General features: G+C 74.8%; 20 protein-coding genes. 13 read left to right on the forward strand and 7 right to left on the reverse strand.

Going from position 1 to position 21572, the window contains the following annotated elements; all coding sequences use genetic code 11:
* Positions 1-7: 7 nt before the first annotated feature.
* The 6 genes from LX83_RS03585 to LX83_RS03610 are packed head-to-tail and all read left to right on the forward strand — an operon-like array spanning position 8 to position 6962.
* A complete protein-coding gene (locus LX83_RS03585) occupies positions 8-1579 on the forward strand; it encodes a sugar ABC transporter ATP-binding protein (protein ID WP_253766877.1) in 1572 nt (523 codons plus the stop codon).
* Positions 1576-2652, forward strand: a complete 1077-nt coding sequence (locus tag LX83_RS03590; RefSeq protein WP_253766879.1) for an ABC transporter permease — start codon at positions 1576-1578, stop codon at positions 2650-2652. Before LX83_RS03585 ends, LX83_RS03590 begins: the two co-directional genes overlap by 4 nt.
* The gene (gene xylB / locus LX83_RS03595; protein WP_253766881.1) at positions 2649-4139 is read left to right on the forward strand and encodes a xylulokinase; all 1491 of its coding nucleotides are present in this window, start codon (positions 2649-2651) and stop codon (positions 4137-4139) included. Before LX83_RS03590 ends, xylB begins: the two co-directional genes overlap by 4 nt.
* Positions 4136-5116 carry an NAD(P)-dependent oxidoreductase gene (locus LX83_RS03600; RefSeq protein ID WP_253766883.1) on the forward strand — a complete coding sequence of 327 codons (981 nt, stop codon included), beginning with the start codon at positions 4136-4138 and terminating at the stop codon, positions 5114-5116. The genes xylB and LX83_RS03600 overlap by 4 nt, the downstream gene beginning before the upstream one ends.
* Positions 5113-6027: a shikimate dehydrogenase family protein gene (locus LX83_RS03605; protein WP_253766885.1), complete on the forward strand. Its 915-nt coding sequence runs from the start codon at positions 5113-5115 to the stop codon at positions 6025-6027. Before LX83_RS03600 ends, LX83_RS03605 begins: the two co-directional genes overlap by 4 nt.
* Positions 6024-6962: a phosphotriesterase family protein gene (locus LX83_RS03610; RefSeq protein ID WP_253766887.1), complete on the forward strand. Its 939-nt coding sequence runs from the start codon at positions 6024-6026 to the stop codon at positions 6960-6962. The genes LX83_RS03605 and LX83_RS03610 overlap by 4 nt, the downstream gene beginning before the upstream one ends.
* Before the next feature lie 64 nt (positions 6963-7026).
* Here LX83_RS03610 and LX83_RS03615 read toward each other — a convergent pair whose 3' ends face one another.
* From LX83_RS03615 to LX83_RS03625, 3 genes are all read right to left on the reverse strand, one after another.
* Positions 7027-9006: an exo-alpha-sialidase gene (locus tag LX83_RS03615; RefSeq protein WP_253766889.1), complete on the reverse strand. Its 1980-nt coding sequence runs from the start codon at positions 9004-9006 to the stop codon at positions 7027-7029.
* 80 nt (positions 9007-9086) lie between these two features.
* Positions 9087-10304, reverse strand: coding sequence for a sialidase family protein (locus LX83_RS03620; RefSeq protein ID WP_253766891.1), 1218 nt, complete (start codon positions 10302-10304; stop codon positions 9087-9089).
* Positions 10305-10381: 77 nt separating this feature from the next.
* The gene (locus LX83_RS03625; protein ID WP_253766893.1) at positions 10382-11926 is read right to left on the reverse strand and encodes a sialate:H+ symport family MFS transporter; all 1545 of its coding nucleotides are present in this window, start codon (positions 11924-11926) and stop codon (positions 10382-10384) included.
* A 102-nt stretch (positions 11927-12028) separates the two neighbouring features.
* Between LX83_RS03625 and LX83_RS03630 the strand changes: the two genes are divergently transcribed.
* From LX83_RS03630 to LX83_RS03640, 3 genes are all read left to right on the forward strand, one after another.
* Entirely contained in the window at positions 12029-12721 is a 693-nt protein-coding gene (locus LX83_RS03630; RefSeq protein ID WP_253766895.1) for a FadR/GntR family transcriptional regulator, read from the forward strand.
* A 98-nt stretch (positions 12722-12819) separates the two neighbouring features.
* Entirely contained in the window at positions 12820-14199 is a 1380-nt protein-coding gene (locus LX83_RS03635; RefSeq protein ID WP_253766897.1) for an NAD(P)/FAD-dependent oxidoreductase, read from the forward strand.
* On the forward strand, positions 14199-14384 hold the full coding sequence (locus LX83_RS03640; protein ID WP_253766899.1) for a hypothetical protein: 186 nt from the start codon (positions 14199-14201) through the stop codon (positions 14382-14384). The genes LX83_RS03635 and LX83_RS03640 overlap by 1 nt, the downstream gene beginning before the upstream one ends.
* A gap of 5 nt (positions 14385-14389) precedes the next feature.
* Here the strand turns inward: LX83_RS03640 and LX83_RS03645 are convergent, their stop codons facing one another.
* Positions 14390-15271 (reverse strand): class I SAM-dependent methyltransferase, encoded by an 882-nt coding sequence (locus LX83_RS03645; RefSeq protein WP_253766901.1) that lies wholly within the window; start codon positions 15269-15271, stop codon positions 14390-14392.
* Positions 15272-15386: 115 nt separating this feature from the next.
* On the reverse strand, positions 15387-15869 hold the full coding sequence (locus LX83_RS03650; protein WP_253766903.1) for a MarR family winged helix-turn-helix transcriptional regulator: 483 nt from the start codon (positions 15867-15869) through the stop codon (positions 15387-15389).
* A 164-nt stretch (positions 15870-16033) separates the two neighbouring features.
* On the opposite strand from LX83_RS03650, the gene LX83_RS03655 reads away from it, so the two are divergent.
* From LX83_RS03655 to LX83_RS03670, 4 genes are all read left to right on the forward strand, one after another.
* On the forward strand, positions 16034-16171 hold the full coding sequence (locus LX83_RS03655; RefSeq protein WP_253766904.1) for a hypothetical protein: 138 nt from the start codon (positions 16034-16036) through the stop codon (positions 16169-16171).
* 162 nt (positions 16172-16333) lie between these two features.
* Positions 16334-16801, forward strand: a complete 468-nt coding sequence (locus LX83_RS03660) for an NUDIX hydrolase (protein WP_253766906.1) — start codon at positions 16334-16336, stop codon at positions 16799-16801.
* A gap of 241 nt (positions 16802-17042) precedes the next feature.
* The gene (locus LX83_RS03665) at positions 17043-18278 is read left to right on the forward strand and encodes a helix-turn-helix domain-containing protein (protein WP_253766908.1); all 1236 of its coding nucleotides are present in this window, start codon (positions 17043-17045) and stop codon (positions 18276-18278) included.
* Between the two features lie 50 nt (positions 18279-18328).
* Entirely contained in the window at positions 18329-19669 is a 1341-nt protein-coding gene (locus tag LX83_RS03670; RefSeq protein WP_253766910.1) for a helix-turn-helix domain-containing protein, read from the forward strand.
* Between the two features lie 31 nt (positions 19670-19700).
* Here LX83_RS03670 and LX83_RS03675 read toward each other — a convergent pair whose 3' ends face one another.
* The gene (locus tag LX83_RS03675; protein ID WP_253766912.1) at positions 19701-20357 is read right to left on the reverse strand and encodes a hypothetical protein; all 657 of its coding nucleotides are present in this window, start codon (positions 20355-20357) and stop codon (positions 19701-19703) included.
* Positions 20358-20422: 65 nt separating this feature from the next.
* Positions 20423-21571 carry an MCE family protein gene (locus LX83_RS03680; protein ID WP_253766914.1) on the reverse strand — a complete coding sequence of 383 codons (1149 nt, stop codon included), beginning with the start codon at positions 21569-21571 and terminating at the stop codon, positions 20423-20425.
* Position 21572: the final 1 nt, after the last annotated feature.

Here is a 21572-nt window from a genome sequence, read left to right on the forward strand (position 1 = left end):
TTCTGGCATGGGCGAGGCCAACCCGACCCCCGTGGTGAGCCTGCGGGGCGTCGGCAAGAGCTACCGCGCGGTGCGCGCGCTGGCCGGGGTCGACCTGGACGTGCTGCCCGGCGAGGTGCACTGCCTGGCCGGGGAGAACGGCGCGGGCAAGTCGACCCTGATCAAGGTGCTCACCGGCGCGGTCAACCGGGACGAGGGCGAGTACCGCGTCGCGGGCACGCCGGTGCGGACCGGGTTCACCCCGGCCGAGGCGCGCGCCGCCGGGATCGGCGTGGTCTACCAGGAACTGAGCCTGCTGCCCGACCTGTCGGTCGGCGACAACCTGTGCCTGGGCCGGCTGCCGAACCGGGCCGGGGTGGTGGACCGGCGCGGGCAGCGCGCCGCGGCCGAGCGCATGCTCGACCGGGTCGGGCTGCGCGGGCTGGACCTGTCCACCGTGGTCGGTGAGCTGCCCACGGCGACCCGGCAGCTGGTGGAGATCGCCAGGGTGCTCGGGCACGACGCCAAGCTGGTCATCTTCGACGAGCCGACCACCGCGCTGTCCACGGCCGAGGCCGACGAGCTGCTGGAGCGCATCCGGGCGCTGCGCGCCGAGGGCGTCGCCGTGCTCTACGTCAGCCACCGGCTGGAGGAGATGTTCGCCATCGGCGACCGGGTCACCGTGCTGCGTGACGGCACGCACGTGACCACCCGGCCGATGGCGGAGTTCGACCACGACTCGCTGATCCAGGCGATGGTGGGTCGCACCATCACCAACCTCTACCCGGGCCAGCGGGCCACGCCCGGCCCGGTGCGCCTGGAGGTGCGCGGGCTGCGGCCGGTCGGCTTCCCCGAGCCGGTGGACCTGACCGTGCGCGCCGGCGAGGTGGTCGGGCTGGCCGGCCTGCTCGGCTCCGGCCGCAGCGAGCTGCTGCGCGCGGTGTTCGGTGCCGACCCGAAGCTGGCCGGCACCGTGCTGGTGGACGGCGAGCGGGTGGACACCGGCACGCCCCGGGCCGCGGCCAGGGCCGGGCTGGGCCTGCTCACCGAGGACCGCAAGGAGTCCGGGCTGATGCTGGGCCTGAGCATCGAGGAGAACGTGGCCATGGCCAGCCTGCCCCGGATCAGCCCGCTGGGCCTGATCCGGCCGGGCCGGGTGCGCCGGCACGTGCGCGCGGCCACCGAGGGCCTGCGGGTCAAGTTCGGCGAGTGGTCCGACCCGGTGTCCTCGCTGTCCGGCGGCAACCAGCAGAAGACCCTGGTGGCGCGGTGGCGGGCCACCGGCGCGAAGGTGCTGCTGCTGGACGAGCCGACCAAGGGCGTGGACGTGGGCGCCAAGGCCGACATCTACCAGGTGGTGGCCGACCTGGCCGCGGCCGGGCTGGCCGTGGTCGTGGTGTCCTCCTACCTGCCCGAGTTGCTGGGGCTGTGCGACCGGATCGTGGTGATCCGCGAGCAGCGCGTGGCCGGTGAACTCGACGCAGCCACCGCCACCGAGGAGGACGTGCTCCGGCTGGCCAGCCCGGTCGGCGACACGTCGAGCAGTCATGCGAACAGCGCGCCCGGCACCGGTGCGGCGCACCCCGAGGAGGTCCAATGACGGACGTCAGCACCACCGCGCCGAAAACGCCCAGGCGGGCTCGGCGCGAACCCGACGACAGCGAGATCCTGCGGCTGAGCCAGGTGTTCGCCAAGGGGCTGGGCGGCATTCCCGTGCTGCTGCTGCTCGCGTTCGCGCTGAGCCTGGCCACCGACTCGTTTTTGACCGGGACCAACCTGGACAACCTTGGCCGGCAGGTGTCCATCTACGCGGTGCTGGCCGCGGCCGAGCTGCTGGTCATCCTCACCGCCGGCATCGACCTGTCGGTCGGGTCGGTGGTCGGGCTGGCCGGCGTGGTGGCGGCCAAGACCATGTTCGAGACCACCGGCGGGCTGCCCGTCGTGTGGGGTGTGCTGCTGGCGCTGCTGGTCGGCGCGGTCGCCGGGCTGGTCAACGGGCTGCTGGTGGCGTTCCTCAAGCTGCCGCCGTTCATCGTGACGCTGGGCATGATGGGCATCGCCCGGGGCACCACGCTGCTGCTCACCCAGGGCCGCACCGTGCAGCCGCTGCCCGAGGGGTTCGCCACCCTGGCCGGCGGCGAGTTCCTGGGCGTGGCCAACCTGATCTGGCTGATGCTGCTGGTCACCGTGGTCGTCGGGCTGCTGCTGCGGCGCACGGTGTGGGGCCGCTACGTGTACGCGATCGGCTCCAACGCCGAGTCGGCCCGGCTCACCGGCGTGCCGGTGCGGCTGGTGCAGGTCAGCGCCTACACCCTGGCCGGGCTGCTGGCCGCGTTCGCCGGGGTGCTGCTGGCCTCCCGGCTGGGCAACGGCGTGCCCACCGCGGGCGACGGCTACGAGCTGCAGGCCATCGCGGCCTGCGTGATCGGCGGCGCCAGCCTGTTCGGCGCGCGCGGCACCGCCCTGGGCGCGCTGGTCGGCGCGCTGGTGGTGGGCCTGCTCAACAACGGCGGCACCCTGCTCGGCGTCGACCCGTTCTGGCTGCAGATCGCCATCGGCGTGCTGATCCTGGCCGCGGTGGCCGCCGAGCACCTGCAGAACCTGCGCACCCGCCGACCGGCCGGGCCCACCCCGGGGCAGCCGAGCCAGCCGGCACCGGAGGCGGCGTCGTGATCATCGCGCACGATCTGGGCACCACCGGCGACAAGGCGTCGCTGCACACCGACGACGGCCGGCTGGTCGCGGCGGTGACCCAGTCCTACGACACCCACTTCGGCCCGGGCGGGGTGGCCGAGCAGAACCCGGACGACTGGTGGACGGCGGTCGGCACGGCCACCCGCCGGCTGCTGGAGCACACCGGCACGCCGGCCCACCAGGTGCGCGCGGTGGGCTTCAGCGGCCAGATGATGGGCGCGGTGCTGCTGGACGCGGCGCACCGGCCGGTGCGGCCGGCGCTGATCTGGGCGGACCACCGCAGTGCCGCGCAGGCCGACGCGCTCAACACCGCGCTCGGCGAGCAGGCCGCCTACCGGCTGCTCGGCCACCGCGTGCACCCCACCTACTCGCTGACCAAGGTCTGCTGGGTGCGCGAGCACGAGCCGGCGGTCTTCGCCCGGGTGGCGCACGTCTGCCTGGCCAAGGACTACGTGGTGCACCGGCTGACCGGCACGCTGGTCACCGACCCGTCGGACGCGTCCAGCACCAACGCCTACGACCAGGCCGCCGGCACCTGGTCGGCCGAGGTGCTGGCGGCGGCCGGGCTGGACCCGGCGCTGTTCCCGCCGATCGTGCCGGCCACCACCGTGGTCGGCCCGCTGCTGGCCTCGGCGGCCGAGGCCACCGGCCTGGTGGCCGGCACCCCGGTGGTGCTGGGCGGCGGGGACGGCCCGCTGGCCGCGCTGGGCGCGGGCGTGCTCGACCCGACCGACGGCGCCTACACCTACCTGGGCTCCTCCTCGTGGGTGTCGGTGTCCGCGGCGGCGCCGCTGCACGACCCGGGCATGCGCACCATGACCTTCGACCACGTGGTGCCCGGCCGGTACGTGCCGACCGCCACCATGCAGGCCGGCGGCGCGTCCCTGGAGTGGGCCGCCGACGTGCTGCGCCCCGGCCGCGAGCCCGGCCGGTTCACCGACCTCACCCGGGCGGCGGCCGAGGTGGACACCGCCGGGCTGTACTTCCTGCCGCACCTGCTCGGCGAGCGCTCGCCGTACTGGAACGCGGCCGCGGCCGGGGGCTTCGTCGGCCTGGCCCGCCACCACACCCAGGCCCACCTGACCAGGGCGGTGCTGGAGGGCGTGGCGTTCAACCTGGCCACCTGCGTGCGGGCGTTCCGCGAGGCGGGGCACCCGGTGGACCGGGTGGACGCGATCGGCGGCGGCGCCGCCAGCGACCTGTGGTTGCAGGTCCTCGCCGACGTGTGGGGCGCGACCGTGCGGCGGCGCAGCATCGTGGAGGAGGCCAACAGCCTGGGCGCGGCGGTGACCGCGGCCGTGGGCGCCGGCCTGGTCGACGACTTCGCGGTGGCCCGCCAGCTGTCCGAGGTGACCGCCGAGTTCACCCCGGACGCCGACCGGCACCGCGACTACCAGCGCCGGCACGAGGTGTTCCTGGACGCCTACCAGCGGCTGGAGCCGTGGTTCGAGAGGAGGGACCGGTGAGCACCCGCAGCCCCGTGGTGGTGGTCACCTCGCGCTCGTTCGGCAGCGGCTCGCTGGCCTGCGAGCAGCAGCTGACCGACGCCGGCCTGCGCGTGGTGCGCGGGTCCACCACGCACGAGCTGGCCGAGCTGGCGCCGGTGCTGGCCGAGGCGGTGGCCTGGATCGCCGGCACCGCGCCGGTCACCGACGCGCACCTGGCCGCCGCGCCCCGCCTGCGGGTGCTGGCCCGCTACGGCGTGGGCGTGGACAGCGTGGACCTGACCGCGGCGGCCCGGCGCGGCATCACCGTCACCAACACGCCGGCCGCCAACAGCGACGCCGTGGCCGACCTGGCCATCGCCCTGCTGCTGGCCGCGCTGCGCGGGGTGCCGGCCGGGGACCGGGCGGTGCGCGCGGGCTCGTGGCAGCCGCGCCGCGGCCGGGAACTGGGCCGGCTCACCCTGGGCGTGGTGGGGCTGGGCCGGATCGGCCGGGGCGTGGTGCGCCGCGCCGCCGGGTTCGGCACCCGGCTGCTCGGCTGCGACCCGTACCTGGACCCGGTGGTCTACGAGGTGCTGGGGGTGCGGCCGGCCAGCCTGGCCGAGGTGGCCGAGCAGGCCGACGCGGTGAGCCTGCACGCGCCCGGCGGCACCCGGATCGTGGACGAGGACTGGCTGGCCCGGGTCCGGCCCGGGCTGATCGTGGTGAACACCGCGCGCGCCGACCTGGTGGACGAGCACGCGGTGGCCGCGGCGCTGCGGGACGGCCGGCTGGCCGCCTACGCCGCGGACACCCTGGCCGGGGAGGCGGCCGGTGCGGGCAGCCCGCTGCTGGCCGCCGACCTGAGCGACCGGGTGGTGCTCACCCCGCACCTGGGCGCGCAGACCGTGGAGGCGGTGGACCGGATGGGCCAGGGCGCGGTCCGCGCGGTGCTGGACGTCCTCGCCGGCCGCCGGCCCGACAACGTCGTGACACCGCAACTGGAGGAAGCCGGATGAGCGCACAGCCCGTGATGGGGTTCGTGGGGGTCAGCACCCAGCAGTCGTCGATCACCCGGGTGTTCCCGGAGTGGGCGCGGCTGCTGGGGCTGCCCACCGCCCGGCTGGTCGGCTACGACCTGCCGCTGGACGCCGACCGCGCGCGCTACCGGGACGTGATCGAGCGCATCCGCCGGGACGCCGACCACTGGGGCGCGCTGATCACCACCCACAAGATCGGCGTGTACCAGGCCGCCGCCGACCTGTTCGACGAACTCGACGAGTTCGCCACGCTGTGCGGGGAGATCTCCTCGGTGTCCAAACGGGACGGTCGGCTGGTCGGGCACGCCAAGGACCCGATCACCGCCGGCCTGGCCATCGAGGAGTTCCTGGCCGCCGACCACTTCGCGCGCACCGGCGGCGAGCTGCTCTGCCTGGGCGCGGGCGGCGCGGGCACGGCGATCGTGTGGTACCTGGCGCGGCGCGCGGACACCCCGGCGCGGATCGTGTGCACCGACACCGACCCGGACCGGCTGGCCGCGCTGGTGTCGGTGCTGGAGCGGGGCGGGGTGGACACCGCGCGGGTGCGCACCGAGGTGGTGCGCGGCCCGGCCGACGACCTGCTGGCCGCGCTGCCCTCGGGCAGCCTGGTGGTGAACGCCACCGGGCTGGGCAAGGACCGCCCCGGCTCACCGCTGGGCGCGCACGCCCGCTTCCCCACCGGCGCGGTGGTGTGGGAGCTGAACTACCGGGGCAGCCTGGAGTTCCTGCACACCGCGCTGGCCGCGCGGGAGGCCGGCGGGCTGACCGTGGTGGACGGCTGGCGCTACTTCATCCACGGCTGGTCCCAGGTGATCGCCGAGGTGTTCGGTCTGACCCTGACCCCGTCCACCGTGGACGAGCTGGCCGCCGCCGCGGCGGCGGTGCGGTGAGCGTCCGCACGGTGCTCGGGGACGTGCCGGCCGCCGCGCTGGGCCGCACCGACTACCACGAGCACCTGTTCCAGGTCACCCCGCTGCTGCCCGGCGACGAACTCGACGACGAGCGGCGCAGCGGGCAGGAGGCGGCCAGCCTGCGCGCGGCCGGCGTGGACGCCGTGGTCGAGGCCACCCCGATCGGCCTGGGCCGCGACCCGGCCGGGGTGGCCCGGATCGCCGCCGACACCGGCCTGCACATCGTGCTCACCACGGGCGCGCACCGGCAGGAGCACTACGCCGCCGAGCACCCGCTGCTGGCCGGCACCGAGGAGCACCTGGCCGAGCTGTTCACCGCCGAACTCACCGAGGGCGCGCGCGACCAGGCCGGGCGGGTGCTGCCGCAGGTGCGGGCCGGCCTGGTCAAGGCGGGCATCGGCTACTGGTCGATCTCCCCGTTCGAGCACCGGGTGCTGGCCGCGGCCGGCGCGGCCCACCGGGCCACCAACGCGCCGGTGATGGTGCACCTGGAGCACGGCAGCGCCGCGTTCGAGGTGCTGGAGGTGCTGGCCGGGCACGGGGTGGCGGCCAACCGGGTGGTGCTGGCGCACGCCGACCGCAACCCCGATCCCGGGCTGCACGCCGAACTGTGCGCGGCCGGTGCCTACCTGGGCTACGACGGCATGGCCAGGCACCGCGAGTGGCCCGACTCGGTCGTGCTGGACTGCCTGGTGGCCACGGCCGAGCGGGGCGGGGCGCAGCGGCTGCTGCTGGGTGGCGACGTGGCGCGGCGGCGCCGCTACCGCGCCTACGGCGGCCTGCCCGGGCTGGACTACCTGCCCCGCCGGTTCGTGCCCAGGCTGGAGCGGGCCGGCGGTGCCGAGCTGGTGCACACCGTGCTGGTGGCCAACCCGGCGCGGCTGCTGGACTGGGCCACCCCGCCGGCCGCCTGATGCTCCACAGTGGACGGCCCGGGTCGGTCGGTGCCGACCCGGGCACGGGTCCACTCCGGACGGATCAGCCGCTGATCCGCTCGAACGGCAGCCGCAGCACCTGGCCGTTGGGGATGGCCGCGTTGGACCGGGCCAGCTGGCCGAGTTCACGGTCGGTCAGCGCCCGCCGGTACATCCGCACCTCGTCCACGGCGCCGGCCAGGCGCTGCTGGCCGTCCAGCCGCTGGCCGACGTCGATGCCGTCGATGCGGAACTCCTTGCCCACCGTGGCCGACCCGGCCGGCGCCTTGGCCGAGGCCAGCTTCACACCGTCGATCCACAGCTCGAAGTCGGTGCCGGTGCGGCGGATCGCGTAGTGGTGCCAGGCGCCGTCGTTGTAGGAGCCGGGCGTCTGCACCGACACCGTGCCCTCCTCGGTGCCCAGGAACGCCCGCACCCGGTTGTTCTCCGGTTCGGTGCGCAGCCACACCCCGGGCGTGGGCCCCTCCCCCACCCGGTAGCCGAACATGATCGCGTGCGAGCCGGTCCGCATGCTGTGCCGCACCCACGCGGTCCAGGTGAACTGGCCGGCGCCCACGTCCAGCGACCGGTCGAAGGGCAGCTCCACGTGGTCCTGCGCACCGTCCAGGTGCACCGCGTGGCCGAACCGGCCGTCGGTCAGCTCGACACCGCCGCGCAGGTAGGCGTCGTTGCCGTGGCCGGAGCGGTCCGGTGTGGACGGTCCCGGCTCCGGCGGTCCGCCCGCGCCGGGCGGGGCGGCGTTCGGGCTGTTCAGGTAGGTCTCGTCGAACCGGGCGAAGCGGATGGCGTCGTAGGCGCTCTTCTCGCCGCCCTCGTAGAGCAGGCCGGTCAGCCCGTCGGCCAGGCCCACCATGTCCGAGTAGGCCGCCGGCCCCCAGTGCACGACCTTGCCGTGCTGCCAGTCCTGCCAGGTGCGGCCCTCGTCGAAGGACGAGCGCACGGTCATCACCTCGCGGGAGGCCGGGTGCGCCGGCGCGGAGAACAGGATCCGGTTGTAGGCGCTGCCCTCGTCGGTGGCGCGCAGCCGCAGGGTGGCGCCCTGGATGATCGGCGCGACCAGCTCGGGCGCGGTGCGGAACGGCGCGGCGAAGCTCTGCCCGCCGTCCCGGCTGACCGCGAACGCCCGGTGACCGGGGTCGGTGCCGACGTTGTCGCGGGCCGCCGCGTAGATCGCCCCGTCGGTCAGCTCGACCAGGCTGATCTCCTGCGGGGTCACGCTCAGGTCGGTCCGCGCGTCCACCGCGCCGAGCTGCCAGGTCAGGCCGCCGTCGTCGCTGTAGGCCAGCAGGGCGCCGTAGGTGTGCGGCTGGGCGGTCTCGTAGTTGGCGGCGAACACCAGCCGGCCGGCGTGCGGGCCGCGGCGCAACTGGATGCCGTGCACCGGGCCGGTGGCGTACCAGTAGTCCCACTCCGGCTTGCGGATCTGCTCGCTGATCTCGCGCGGCGCCGTCCAGGTCAGCCCGTCGTCCTCGCTGTACTGCACGAACGGACGCCGCTCGTTGTCGTTGTCACCGGGGTTGTGGGTGGTCACCACGACGACGCGGCCGGTGGCGCTGTCCACCATCGGCACCGGGTTGCCCCGGGTGTCCCCGTTGCCGCGCGCCACCACCAGCGGTGCGCTCCAGGTCCGGCCGTTGTCGGTGGAGCGCTTGACCACCAGGTCGATGTTGCCGTCGTCGCCGCAGTCGGCGACCCGGCCCTCGGCGAAGGCCAGCAGCGTGCCCTCGGTGGTGCGGGTGATCGCCGGGATGCGGTAGCAGCTGTAGCCGTCGGTGTTGCGGGCGAACAGCACCTGTTCGTCGAACCGGCCGGCGGTCGCCGACTGGGCCGGCGCCGACTGGGCCGGTGCCGGTTGGGTGGGGGCCGGTTGGGTGGGGGCCGGTTGGGTGGGGGCCGGCTCGGCCACCGCGGCGGGCGTGGTGACCAGCAGGGCACCGACCAGCGCGGCCGCCGGGGCGAGCACGGGCCGGACGCGCCGGCCGGGTGCCCGCCTCGGGCGTCTGGGTGGGGATGCGGAGGACATGACAGCGCAACCTTTCGAGCGGGCGGCACGACGGTGTGGTCGGCCGCGCGAGCGGAGCACGGACGGACGGCGCGGCCGGCTCAGCCGGCGGCGAGGATCTGGGTCAGGGTCAGGGCCTGGAAGGTGATGGTCTGGTAGGCGCCGGTCTGGCCGGTCTCGTAGAGCAGGCCGACCCGCCGGCCGGGCAGCTCGACCAGGTCGGAGTAGGCGGCCGGGGCCGAGGACAGCACCAGTCCGGCCGTCCAGTGGGCGCCGCCGTCCCGGCTGGCCCGCACGGCCATGCCGGCCCGGGTGGTCGGCTGGCTGGGCGCGGCGAACAGCAGCGGTCCGTGGCCGCGGGTCTGCAGGGTGCTGCCCTGCACCACCGGGCACACCAGCTGCGGGTCCGGGGTGAGCGGGGCGGTGAAGCTGCGGCCGCCGTCCCGGCTGTAGGCCACCGCGCGGGTGCCCGCGGACGTGCCGTTCTGGTCCCGGCTGTTGACGTAGAGCCGGCCGTCGGGCAGCTCGGCCACGGTGGTCTCGTTGCCGTTGACCGCCCCGTCCACGCTGTCGTCCACCGCGCCCAGCCGCCAGCTGGTCCCGCCGTCGTCGCTGTAGATCAGGTGCGCGCCGTAGTACTTGGCCTCGGCGCCGGTGTCGGTGCTGCCCGGGGCGGGCGCGGCCGAGTGGTTGGCCGGGGCGACCAGCCGGCCGGCGTGCGGGCCGTGGCGCAGGGCGATCGCGTGCACCGGGCCGGTGGCGTACCAGCGCCAGTCCGGGGCCTTGACCGAGTCGGTGATGTCGGTGGGCGCGCTCCAGGTGCGGCCCTCGTCGTCGCTGTGCTGCACCCACACCCGCCGGCTGTCCTGCGCGCTGACCTGGCCGCGCAGGATCGCGCCCTCGGTGGCGGTGCCCGCGTTGTGCGTGCTCAGCAGCACCACCCGGCCGGTGCGCGGGTCGACGACCGGGGTGGGGTTGCCGAAGGTGTTGGGGCCGTTGTCGCCGACCACGGCCAGCGGTCCCCAGGTGCGCCCGCCGTCGGTGGACCGCTTGAGCACCAGGTCGATGTCACCGGTGTCGCCGGCGCCGGTGCGGCGCCCCTCGGCGAAGGCGAGCAGCGCCCCGCCCCGGGTGCGCACCACGGCCGGGATGCGGAAGGTGTCGTAGCCCTCGCTGCCGGCCTGGAACACCGCGACCGGCGCGGCGGGGGTCGGCGCGGCGGCGGGCGGTGCGGCGGTGTCGGCCAGTGCGGTGGCCTGGCCGAGCAGCACGGCCGCGGCCGCGGCCGCGACACCGGACAGAGCTGTTCGAATGCGCAAAGTGGACTGTCCTTTCCGAACGGTGGACACAACGCGGTTCCCCACCGCGGGGGTGGGGTGGCGGGTGGTTGGCGGGCTCAGTCCGCGCCGGGGCGCTCGACGCGGTCCGGCCGGGCGCGCTCGCCCCGGTCGGGCGCGGCGGTGTCGGCGTCGGCCAGTTCGGGCGCGAGGTCGGCCGGGTCGACGGTGTGGTCCACGGCCGCGCCGGTGCCGCCGTCGAACAGCCGCTGCACCCGGGTCGGCGCGTCCGCGGCGACCAGCACGATCACCACCAGGGTGAGCGTGAAGGCCAGGCCGCCCAGGGCGGGGCCGAGACCGACACCGGCGGCGATGGCCGCGCCGAACACCGGGGCGACCGCGCCGCCGAGCGCGCCCACGTTGTAGGTGTAGCCGAGGCCGGCCGCGCGCTGGCCGGTGTCGAAGTAGCCGGCGATGAGCTTGGGCAGGATGCCGGAGATGCCCTGGCCGAACGCCTGCTGGCAGAACAGCAGCGCGCCGAGCAGCAGCAGCTGGTCACCGCCGAGCGCGAACACCGGCACGATGAACACCAGCGAGGCGAGCAGGGTGAGCACGTAGGCGCGGCGGGTGCCCAGCCAGTCGCCGACGAACCCGGCCAGCCAGCAGCCGACCATCGTGCCGACCCCGGAGAACGACAGCACCTCGGCGACCTGGCCCGGCGCGTAGCCCAGCTCGGTCTGCAGGTAGGTGGGCAGCAGCGCCTGGATCGGCCACGAGTACAGGAACGCGCAGAACACCGTGACCATCAGGGTCACCATCAGCGGCGTGCGCGAACCGGCGAACTGGGCGGCGAACGCGACCAGTCCGACCGCGGTGACCGCGGCCAGCAGCCAGGTGAGCACCCCCGAGGACAGCCCGGTGAACATCGCGAACAGGGCGAGGCCGACGAGCAGGGTGAGCGCGGTGTTCAGCGGCGCGCGCCGGCCCTGGTAGAGCACCTCGACGAAGCTGCGCGGCCGCGCCCCGGGCCGGGCGGCCCGCCGCTGCCAGTCGGCGGCCTCGGGCAGGCCGCGGCGCAGCCACAGCGCGAGCAGGATCGGCAGCAGGCCCAGGAAGAACAGGGCGCGCCAGCCCCAGGCCGGCACCACCCAGGAGTAGACGTGCGCGGCGATCACCCCGCCGAGGGAGAACCCGGAGATGAGGAAGCCGCTGGCCCGGTTGCGCAGGGTGCGCGGCCAGCTCTCGATCACGTAGGTGGCGCTGGCGCCGTACTCCCCGGCCATGCCCGTGCCCACCACCAGCCTGGCCACGAACAGCGGCCAGTAGCCCCAGGCCAGGCCGCAGGCGAAGGTGCCGACCGAGTAGGCCACGATGCTGGCGATCATCGCCGGCCGCCGGCCGTACCGGTCGCCGACCGCGCCCAGCACCAGCCCGCCGAACCAGCGCGAGATGAACGCGGCCGACACCAGGCTGGCCGCGCTCACCCTGGACAGCCCGAACTCGGCGGACACGTCGGCGAGCACCAGGGAGATCAGCACGAAGTCGAAGCCGTCCATGGCGTAGCCCAGCCACGCCGCCGCGAACGCCTTCCACTGCGCGCCGGTCAGCTGGCGGTACCACGGCATGCCCCGCTGCGGCACGCCCCGCTCGCCGCGTCGAGCCATGGTGACTGCCTCCTTGCGCCGCCCGGCTGAACATCCCACGTCCTACGTCGGATGTGCAGGGAAGGTACGCTGACCCCCATCGGTTGACAAGGGGTGGAGCGCGTGGCGGAGAACGGACGGCGGCTGCAGGACCGGATCACCGACCTCATCCTGGCCCGTGGTCTCACCCCGGGCTCGGCCCTGCCCACCGAGCCGCAGCTGATGGCCGCGCTGGGCGCGAGCCGCAACTCCGTGCGCGAGGCCCTGCGCGCCCTGCACACCCTGGGCATCGTGGAGATCCGGCACGGCTACGGCACCTTCGTCGGCCACGCCCCGATCACCGCGTTCGCCCCCGGCCTGCTGTTCCAGGCCAGGCAGTCGCTGCGCGAGGACGCGTCGGTGCTGTCCGACCTGGTGGAGATCAGGCAGATCCTGGAGGTGGCGCTGATCGCCAGGGTGGCCGAGCGGGTGGACGAGGACTTCCTGGCCGAACTGGACGCCGCGGTCGACCAGATGGGCACCGGCGAGCTGGCCGAGGCCGACCAGCACTTCCACGAACTGCTCTACCGGCGGGTGGACAACGCCGTGGCCGCCCAGCTGATCAGCCTGTTCTGGTCGGTCTACCACCGGCTGGAGGCCGAGCTGGAACCGCCGCTGCCGGACCCGGCGCAGATCAGCCACGGGCACCGGCAGATCGTGGCCGCGCTGCGCTCGGGTGACCCGGCCGCGGCCCAGGCCGCCATGGTGGGCCACTTCGGCGACATCACCGCCCGGGTCGCCCGGCTGAGCGGGGACCGGGACCACCCGGCCGACTGACCGCGCCGCTGCCGCGGGGCGACCCGGACGGTTGGCCCGGCCGATCGCGGGTATTCCGGGGGGCGTCGGAATCGTCCTCGGCGGTCAGGGTGAGGTTCATGAGCGATGACGTTCGTGTCGGCGGCCGGCGCCGCCCCCGGATTCTGGTCATTGGCACGGGGTTCGCGGGCTACCACTGCCTGCGGACGCTGGAACGCAGGTTGGCGCCGGATGAGGCCGAACTCATCGCGGTGAACCCCACCGACTACATGCTGTACGTGCCGCTGCTGCCCGAGGTGTCCGGCGGCGCGCTGGACCCCAGGCGGGTGGCCGTCCCCCTGCGCACCACGCTGCCCAGGACCCGGCTGGTGCTGGGCAACGTGGTGGAGCTGGACCTGGCCGCGCACACCTGCGGGGTGCTGGACGTGGAGGGGCGCAAGCGGACGCTGGCGTGGGACCGGGTGGTCATCACCTCCGGCAGCGTGACCCGCCTGCTGTCCATTCCCGGGGTGGCCGAGCACGCCAAGGGCTTCAAGACCGTGGCCGAGGGCGTGTTCCTGCGCGACCACGTGCTGCGCCAGCTGGAACTGGCCGAGCTGGCCGAGGACGTCAGGGAGCGCGCCGCCCGCACCACGTTCGTGGTGGTCGGCGCCGGCTACAGCGGCACCGAGGTGGTGGCGCAGGGGCACGAGCTGACCAGGCAGGCGCTGCGGGACCACGGCGGCATCCGCGAGCAGGACCTGCGCTGGGTGCTGGTGGACATGGCCGACCGGGTGCTGCCCGGCCTGGACGAGCGGCTGTCCGGCCCGGCCGAGCAGGTGCTGCGCGAACGGGGTGTCGAGGTCCGGCTCAAGACCAGCGTGAGCGAGGTGACCCGCACCTGCGTGCGGCTGACCGACGGCAGCGAGATCCCCACCCGCACGGTGGTCTGGTGCGTGGGCGTGCGGCCGGACCCGCACGTGGAGAAGCTCGGCCTGCCCACCGAGAAGGGCCGGCTGCTGGTGGATGAGCACCTGACCGTGCCCGACCACCCGGACGTGTTCGCCGCCGGCGACGTCGCCGGGGTGCACGACGCCTACCACCCCGGTCGGCTCACCCCGATGACCGCGCAGCACGCCCAGCGGCAGGGCCGGATCGCCGGCATCAACGTGGCCGCCTCGCTCGGGCGCGGCCAGCGCCGCCCCTACCGCCACCGGGATTTGGGCTTCGTGGTCGACCTGGCCAGGGGCGCGGCCGTGGCCGACCCGCTGCACGTGCCGCTGCGCGGGTGGCCGGCCAAGCTGGTGGCCCGGGCCTACCACCTGCTGGCCATGCCGGCCAACCGGCTGCGCGTGCTGGCCGACTGGTGCACCGACATGGTGGTCCGGCGGCAGGTGGTGCAGTTCGGCATGGTCTCCGAGCACGGGGTGAGCCTGGCCGAGGCGGACCAGATCCCGGCGGCCCGCGCGGCAGGCCAGGAGCGGGAGCGGGCATCCAGCAAATCCGCCGACCAGCGGTGATGCCAGCGGGCACCGGCCTGGGCTGCCGCGAGGAGGAACTGCGTGACCTGCGGCAACGCGGTCACGACGCGGGTGTTCGCGGCAGCTCCGGAACGGACGAGCGGCAACCGCGCGAGGCACTGGGCAGGGTGGCGGCGGGCGAGAACCCCACCAAGGCCAAGCGCGAGGCCAAGGGCTGGGAGTAGCCGGATCAGGTCGTGGCGACCAGCAGTTCCTCGCCGACGGACAGCCGCAGACCATCGCTCCTGCCGGCGAAGTAGCGCTGGTCCAGCATGGCCGCGGACACGTGTCGGGCGTCGGCGAACCCGGCGTCGCGGGCCAGCGCCAGCATCTCCGCCGGCGCGAAGTAGCTGAGGAAGGGCGTCCCGGCCGCCCTGGCGCTGTCCGCCGTGGCCCGCAGACCGGGGCGCTCCCGGGCGTCCACCAGCTCCAGTGGCGGCATGAACGACATGACCAGCGTGGAGCCCGGGGCGAGCGCGGCGAGTTGGCGCAGCGTGGCCGCGTTCGCGTCCCTGGTGAGGTACATGCTGACCCCGGTGGAGGCCACCACCGCCGGCTGAGCCGGGTCGAAGCCGGCCGCCGCGAGCCGGTCCCACCACGACGTGCCCGCCTCGAAGTCGACCGGGACCAGGCGCAGCCAGTCGGGAACGCCGAAGCCGAGCGCGGTCAGCCGCTGGCGTTTCCAGGCCTGCGGACCGGGTTGGTCGACCTCGAACACGGTGAGCCGGGCGGCGATCTCCGGCCGGCGCTGGGCGAAGGTGTCCAGGCCGGCGCCCAGGATGACGTACTGGCCGACACCGCGGCCGGCCTGCTCGACCACCAGGTCCTCGACAAAGCGGGCCCTGGCCACGATGCTCGCCCGGAACAACCTGGTGGCGACCGGATCCATGTCGTCCCGGTCGCGCCAGCCGTCACCGGGGTCCGCCAGCCGCAGGCCGATCTCGTCCGCCAGCACGTGCGGTGGCGGGTCGAGCCGCACGTGCAGGGCCCGCCACAGGGCCGTCCGCACCGCTGAGCTGTCCGGTCCGGTGCTGCGCTCGTCGGTCATGCTCTCCCCTTCCGTCACGGTCATCTGGAGGTTTCGTTCCCGCCCCACTGGTCCGTCCACACCGGACTCGTGGTGGCCACCCCGGGAAAGGCGGTCGGGATGCCGGTCTCCGCCACCCGTCGCGGAGGCCGCTGAATGATCAGGGCAGTTCGGCTTCGAGGCGGCGCTGCAGCTCGCTGAGGGTCTCGCGGGCGAGGTCGAGCCTTTCCGGGTCGAGGCCCTGGGTGGTGCGGAGGGCGAGTTGGGTGTAGGCCGCCTGCATCCTGTGCAGTGCGGCGCGGCCGGTCGGGGTGACTTCGAGCAGTTTGGCCCGCTGATGTGCGGGGTTGGGCCGGTAGCTGGCGAGACCGTCGTCGACGAGGAGGTCCGCGACGCGCTGGACGCTCTGGCGTGCGTGTCCGAGTCGGCAGGCGATGGCGCCGACGGGGGCGGCTTCATCCTCGACCGCCGCGAGGACCTGCCAGCGCGCCAGGCTCTGGCCGGTGGGGCGGGCGATGCCGTTGCCGATCGCTTCGACGATCCCGGCGAGCCTGCCGACCTGGTCGATCAGCGCACTGTAGGCCGCACAGGCTTGATCACCACTCTTGACAGCATGCTGTCGTATCGCCAGCTTGTCGGACATGGCAGCATGCTGTCATCTGGCGCTGTGACAGGCAACCCGGCGCCACCACGTCGGTCATTCCCCGCTGGGCGGCGCGAGCCGAGCAAGCGGGTTTCTCCAGCCTCGCCACGACCGGGCGCTACGCGTACCCGGCCTGGCTGGCCCCCGACGACATCGCCGCCAACGTGGTGCTCCACACCAGCCGGAAGACGATCGATCAGTCCATTGTGGAGTATTCCGAGCTGGGCGTCGACGAGATCATCTTCGTGCCCGCGACGGACGATCTCGACGAGGTCACCCGACTCGCCGACATCGCCAGCTGAACCCGATTCACGCGCAACTCCGCGAGTGGCGCGGGCTCCTCTCCCGCGTTGACGGCGTCGGCGCCCTCTCGGTGTGGCGCTCCCCCGGCGGGTGCTGGCCCGGCCGCCCCGGGTCGGTCCACACTGGACGCGGTGGCGGCACCGCGGGGAAAGGCGGAACCGATGGCCGAGGCCCTCGCCGTGGACGACGCCGGCAACGTGCTGGTGGCGTTCCACCGCGTCGCCGAGTCGCCCGTGAGCGCACCCCAGCCGTTGCCGCTGGCCCTGGTCGCGGTGTGGCACGCCGACCGGGTGCTCCTGGTGTTCAACCGCTACCGGCACTGCTGGGAACTGCCCGGCGGGCTGATCGACCCGGGTGAGACGCCGCACCAGGCGGCCGTGCGGGAACTGCGCGAGGAAACCGGCATCACCGCCGATCCCCTGGCGTTCGTGGGCTACGCCCAGTTCGTCCTCGCCGAGCCACGCCGGACCGAGTACGGCGCGCTCTACACCGCGGCGGCCACGCCGCCCGAGGAGTTCACCCCCAACGACGAGATCAGCGCGGTCCACTGGTGGGACGGCCACACGGCGCCGCCCGGTCGCGCCGCCGGCCTCGACCTGGTGCTGGCCCGGTTGACCCTCAGCGGGTGACCAGCCGGGCCCGACGGCTCCACCGATCGCGCGAAGCCCGTCGCCGCAACGGGTTGCGCCGTTCGCCGTGCCGCGTCCGGCGATCACCGGAGCGGGCTGGTCCACCTGCCCCACCGACGCCACCGGCGCACGCGCGGACCCGTACCGGAACCGGGTCGCCGTCGTTACACCTGTGTTGCCACCGGTACCACTGGCACCGGGCACACCGCAGCGATGACCGGAACCAACGGAGGTAACGGCATTGGCCGAGTCGAGGCAGGCGCTGGGGGACCCGGTCCCGCCGCACCTGGTCCGGCTGCTGCGGGGCGAGATACCCCGGGTGGCGGCCGAGGTGCTGCGCGAGATCCAGCGGTGCGTGCCGGCGTACTCCCTTCCGCTGGAAGGGGTTTTCGGCCGGACCATCACCGACGGGGTCGAGCGGACGCTGTTGCAGTTCGTCGACCGGCTCGCCGCGCCGCGACAGTCCACAGAGGACCAGAACAAGCTGTTCCGGATGCTGGGCAAGCTGGAGGTGAGCGCCGGGCGCAGCATCGACGTGCTGCAGACGGCCTACCGGGTGGGCGCGCGGGTGGCCTGGCGGCGCATGGCCGAACTGGGGCAGCGGGCGGGGCTTCCGGTCGACACGATGTGCCGGCTGGCCGAGGCGGTGTTCGAGTACATCGACGAGATCTCCGCGCTGTCCGTCGAGGGCTACTCGCAGGCGCAGGCGCGGGCCGCCGGCGCGCGGGAACGCCGACGCCGCCAGCTGCTGGCGGCCGTCCTGACCCGGCCGGCACCCCCGGCCGGGCTGGTCGCCGAACTGGCCGCCACCGCCGGCTGGAGCGTGCCCGGCCGGGTGGCGGCCGTGGCGCTGGCGCGGCGCGCCGACCAGCCCGCCGCGCTCCCCCCGAGCCTGCCCGACGAGGTGCTGGTGGACTTCGAGAGCGCCGAGCCGTGCCTGTTGCTGGCCGGCGACCTGGACCGGCAGCTGGCCGCGCTGCGGCGGGAACTGGCCGACTGGCGCGCCGCGGTCGGCCCGCGCGTGGCGCTGGCCTCGGCCGCGGAGTCGCTGCGCTGGGCCCGCCGCGCCCTGGCACTGGCCGGGCAGGGCCTGATCGGCGACGCGCCGATCATCGACTGCGAGCGCCACCTGTCCACGCTGTGGCTGCTCGGCGACCCGCTGGCCGCGCGCGCCCTGGCCGAGCAGGCGCTGGCCCCGCTGCTGCGGCTGACCGGCAAGCAGCGCACCCGGCTCGGCGAGACGCTGGCGGTGTGGCTGGAGACCAGGGGCAGCGCCCAGGACATCGCCGCCCGGCTGGACGTGCACCCGCAGACCGTGCGCTACCGGCTGCGGCAGCTGGACGAGCTGTTCGGGGCGCGGCTGGCCGACCCGGACGCCCGCTTCGACATGGCGGTCGCGCTGCGCGCGCTGCACCTGGGCCGGCCTGCCCGAGCAGGCCAGGCGGACCAGCTGGTGGACGACGCCGTGGCGAGCTGATCCGGCCGGTCGCCCAGCACGTGGAGGAGCCTCGCTCAGGAGTGTCGCCGATGACCAGTGAAGCGCCCGCCGCGCACGCGGGGACCGCCGCCAATCCCTGGGCCGGGCTGCCCAGAGAACTCGCGCCGGCGCTGGCGGCGGAGATCCCCGGGCTGGCCACGGCGATCCTGCGGCAGATCCAGCAGCACATCCCCGAGTACGCCCGGCCGCTGGAGGGGCCGTTCGGCCGCGCCATCACCGAGGGCATCGAACACGCGCTGCGCCAGTTCGTGGAGAAGCTGGCCAACCCGGCCGCCCCGCGCGACCTGCAGACCGAGACCTACCGCCGGCTGGGGCGGGCCGAGTTCCGCGAGGGGCGCGGACTGGACACGCTGCAGGCGGCCTACCGGCTGGGCGCCCGGGTGTCCTGGCGCTGGATCACCGGCTTCGCCATCCGGGCCAACCTGTCCGTGCGCACCATGGCGCTGTTCGGCGAGGCGGTGTTCGCGCACGTGGACGAGCTGGCCGCGCTGACCGTCGAGGGGTACGTGGCGGCCAAGGCGAGCGCGGCCGGCACGCTGCAGCTGCGCCGGCGCCGGCTGCTCGACCTCGTCCTGACCGGTGGCGCGAGCCCGTCCCCGGCCCTGACCGAGCTGGCCCGCACCGCCCAGTGGGAGCTGCCCGCGCGGGTGCGCGCGGTGGCCCTGGCCCGCCAGGACGCCCGACCCCGGCCGGTCGCCGCCAGCCCCGGCCCGGACCTCCCCCGGGCAGGCGCCGACCAGCACCCCGGCCGCCGGCGGCTGCCCCCGACCCGTGGCCCGGCCGGCCCGCACCGGCCCCTCAGCGCCGGCCTGGACCCCCGGGTGCTGGCCGACCTGGAGGGCGACGCCCCGCTGCTGCTGGTGCCCGAGGACGCCGACGGTCCGTGGCTGCGCCACGCGCTGCGCCCCGGCTGGCGGGCCGCGGTGGGACCGGTGGTCGACCTGGCCGCCGCGGCGCGGTCGCTGGCCTGGGCCAGGCAGGCGCTCAGCCTCGTCGCGGAGGGGGTGCTGCCGGACGAGCGGCCGGTGCTCGACTGCGCGCCGCACCTGTCCACGCTGTGGCTGCTGGACGACCGCTTCCTGACCACCGAGCTGGTCTCCCGCACGCTGGCCCCGTTCGCCCGGCTCACCGCCAAGCAGCGGGTCAAGCTGCGGGAGACCCTGCTGGTGTGGCTGGAGACGCGCAGCATCAGCGAGGTGGGCAGCCGGCTCGGTGTGCACCCGCAGACCGTGCGCTACCGGGTCCGCCAGCTGGAGGAGCTGTTCGGTGACCGGCTCGACGACCCGGCCGCCCGGTTCGACCTGGAGCTGGCCCTGCGGGCGAGCCGGCTGCTCGGGCGGGGTGCGCCCTTGCCGGACGCCGGGCGGTGAACCCGCCCGGCTGACCGGGTCCGGTCGGGGCTCAGCTGGTGGCGCGGTGCAGGGTGAGCGTGATGGTGTTGTCCGGCCCGGGCACCAGCTGGTTGATCAGCAGCCCGGTGAGCAGGCAGTTGTCAAACTCCGGAATGGTGTAGGCGCCGGTCAGGTCGCCGCCCTGCAGCGGGTTGAAGTTGGGTCCGGAGACCAGCGGGATGACCGCCGGGGTCCTGGTCTGGCAGTGCGGCCCGGTGAGGATCGGCAGGCCGCCCATCCTGACGTTGCTCAGCCTGATGTACACCTCGGCGGTGGCGTTGACCACGCCCCGCACCAGCGTGCCGGTGGCCGGCCCGACGGGCACCATGTCCACCTGGGCGGTCACCGGGATGCCCAGCACGGCGAAGGACGCCTGCGCGGACGGCATGCTCAGCTCGCCGCTGAGGTTGCCGGTGGCCAGGTCGATGGTGGTGGTGAGGGTGCCGGGGCCCAGCGCCATCGACGAGTCGGTCTTCTTCACGTAGGAGCTGCCGGACAGGTTGTAGGTGAGCGTGAGCGCGGCGCCCACGTCGTCGCCGCTGCCCCGCCCGGTCGGGTCGGCACTCGCGGTGGCCGCGCCGGTCAGGGTGAGGGCGAGGGTGAGCAGGCCGATCGCGATCCGACCGGGCAGCCCGGTGCCGCGCCCACGCCGGATTCTGTTCCGCATCATCGCGTTTCTCCTCCATCAGCGGTGGTCGGGATGTGCGCACGGGGGCCGGCGGGGCCGGCCGGTCACGGGCCGCCGGTGGACAGCCCGAGCAGCCCGGCCAGGCCGCTGGACGGCGGGATCGCCACCACCGTGGGGTCCGGGCCGCGCGGGGCGTTGCGCGCGCCGCGCACGTTCGCGGTGCTGCCCGGCGACAGCGCGCAGCGCGCCTCGGTGTTCAGCGGCTCACCCGGCGTGGTGTCCTGGCCGGTGCGGTAGGGCGTGCCCTGGTAGCCCAGGGTGCAGGGCAGCGGGTCGAAGAAGGTGTTGAGCAGCCCGACGCGCAGCCCGCCCGGCCGGGCCACCGACCGGCCCACCCGCAGTGCCTCGGGCAGCGACGAGAGGGTCTGCTCCACCGCGGCCAGCCGTCCGTCCACAATGGTCACACTGGTGAGCAGGTTGGCCAGCAGCACGCCCAGGTTGGTGCTGTTCTCCCGGACCAGTTCGCTCAGCTGGGCGGCGGCGGGTGGGGCCGCGCCGATCAGCCCGCGCAGGTCCGGATCGGAGGTGCGCAGCTGGGCGGCGAGCAGCTTCGCGTTCTCCCCGAACGAGGTGAGCGCGTCGGCCTGGTCGTTCTGGGTGGCCAGCACGGTGTGCCCGTCGGTGAGCAGGCCGGTGGTCTGCGGCAGGTGCGCGCTGGCCGTGCCGGTGACGTCCCTGGTCGCGTCCAGCAGCACCGCCAGATCCGGGCCGGTGCCGCTGAACGCGGTGTCCAGCTCGTCCACCACCGTGCGCAGCGCGTCCGCCGGCACCGACGCGGCCAGCGCGTCCACGTCGGCCAGCAGCGTCTCCACCGGCAGCGGCGTGCGGGTGTCGGCCTGCTCGATCACCGCGCCCTCGGCCAGGAACGGCCCGCCGTCACGGCGCGGCCGCAGGTCCACGTACTGCTCGCCCACGGCCGACCGGTTGGCCACCACCGCCTCGACGTCGTCGGGGATGGCCGGCGCCGAGGAGTCGATGGCCAGGTCCACCTCCACCCCGTGCTCGGTCAGCCGCAGCGGCCCCACCCGGCCCACCCCCACCCCGCGGTAGGTGACCTCGGCGTCGCTGAAGATCCCACCCGAGTCGGCCAACCGCACCCGCACCACGTACCCGCCGCCGCCCCACACCCGGTCCAGCCCCGCGTACCGCGCGCTGACATAGCTGATGCCCAGCAGCGCGACCACCACGAACACC

This window comes from Goodfellowiella coeruleoviolacea (genome assembly GCF_024171785.1).
Lineage (GTDB): Bacteria > Actinomycetota > Actinomycetes > Mycobacteriales > Pseudonocardiaceae > Goodfellowiella > Goodfellowiella coeruleoviolacea.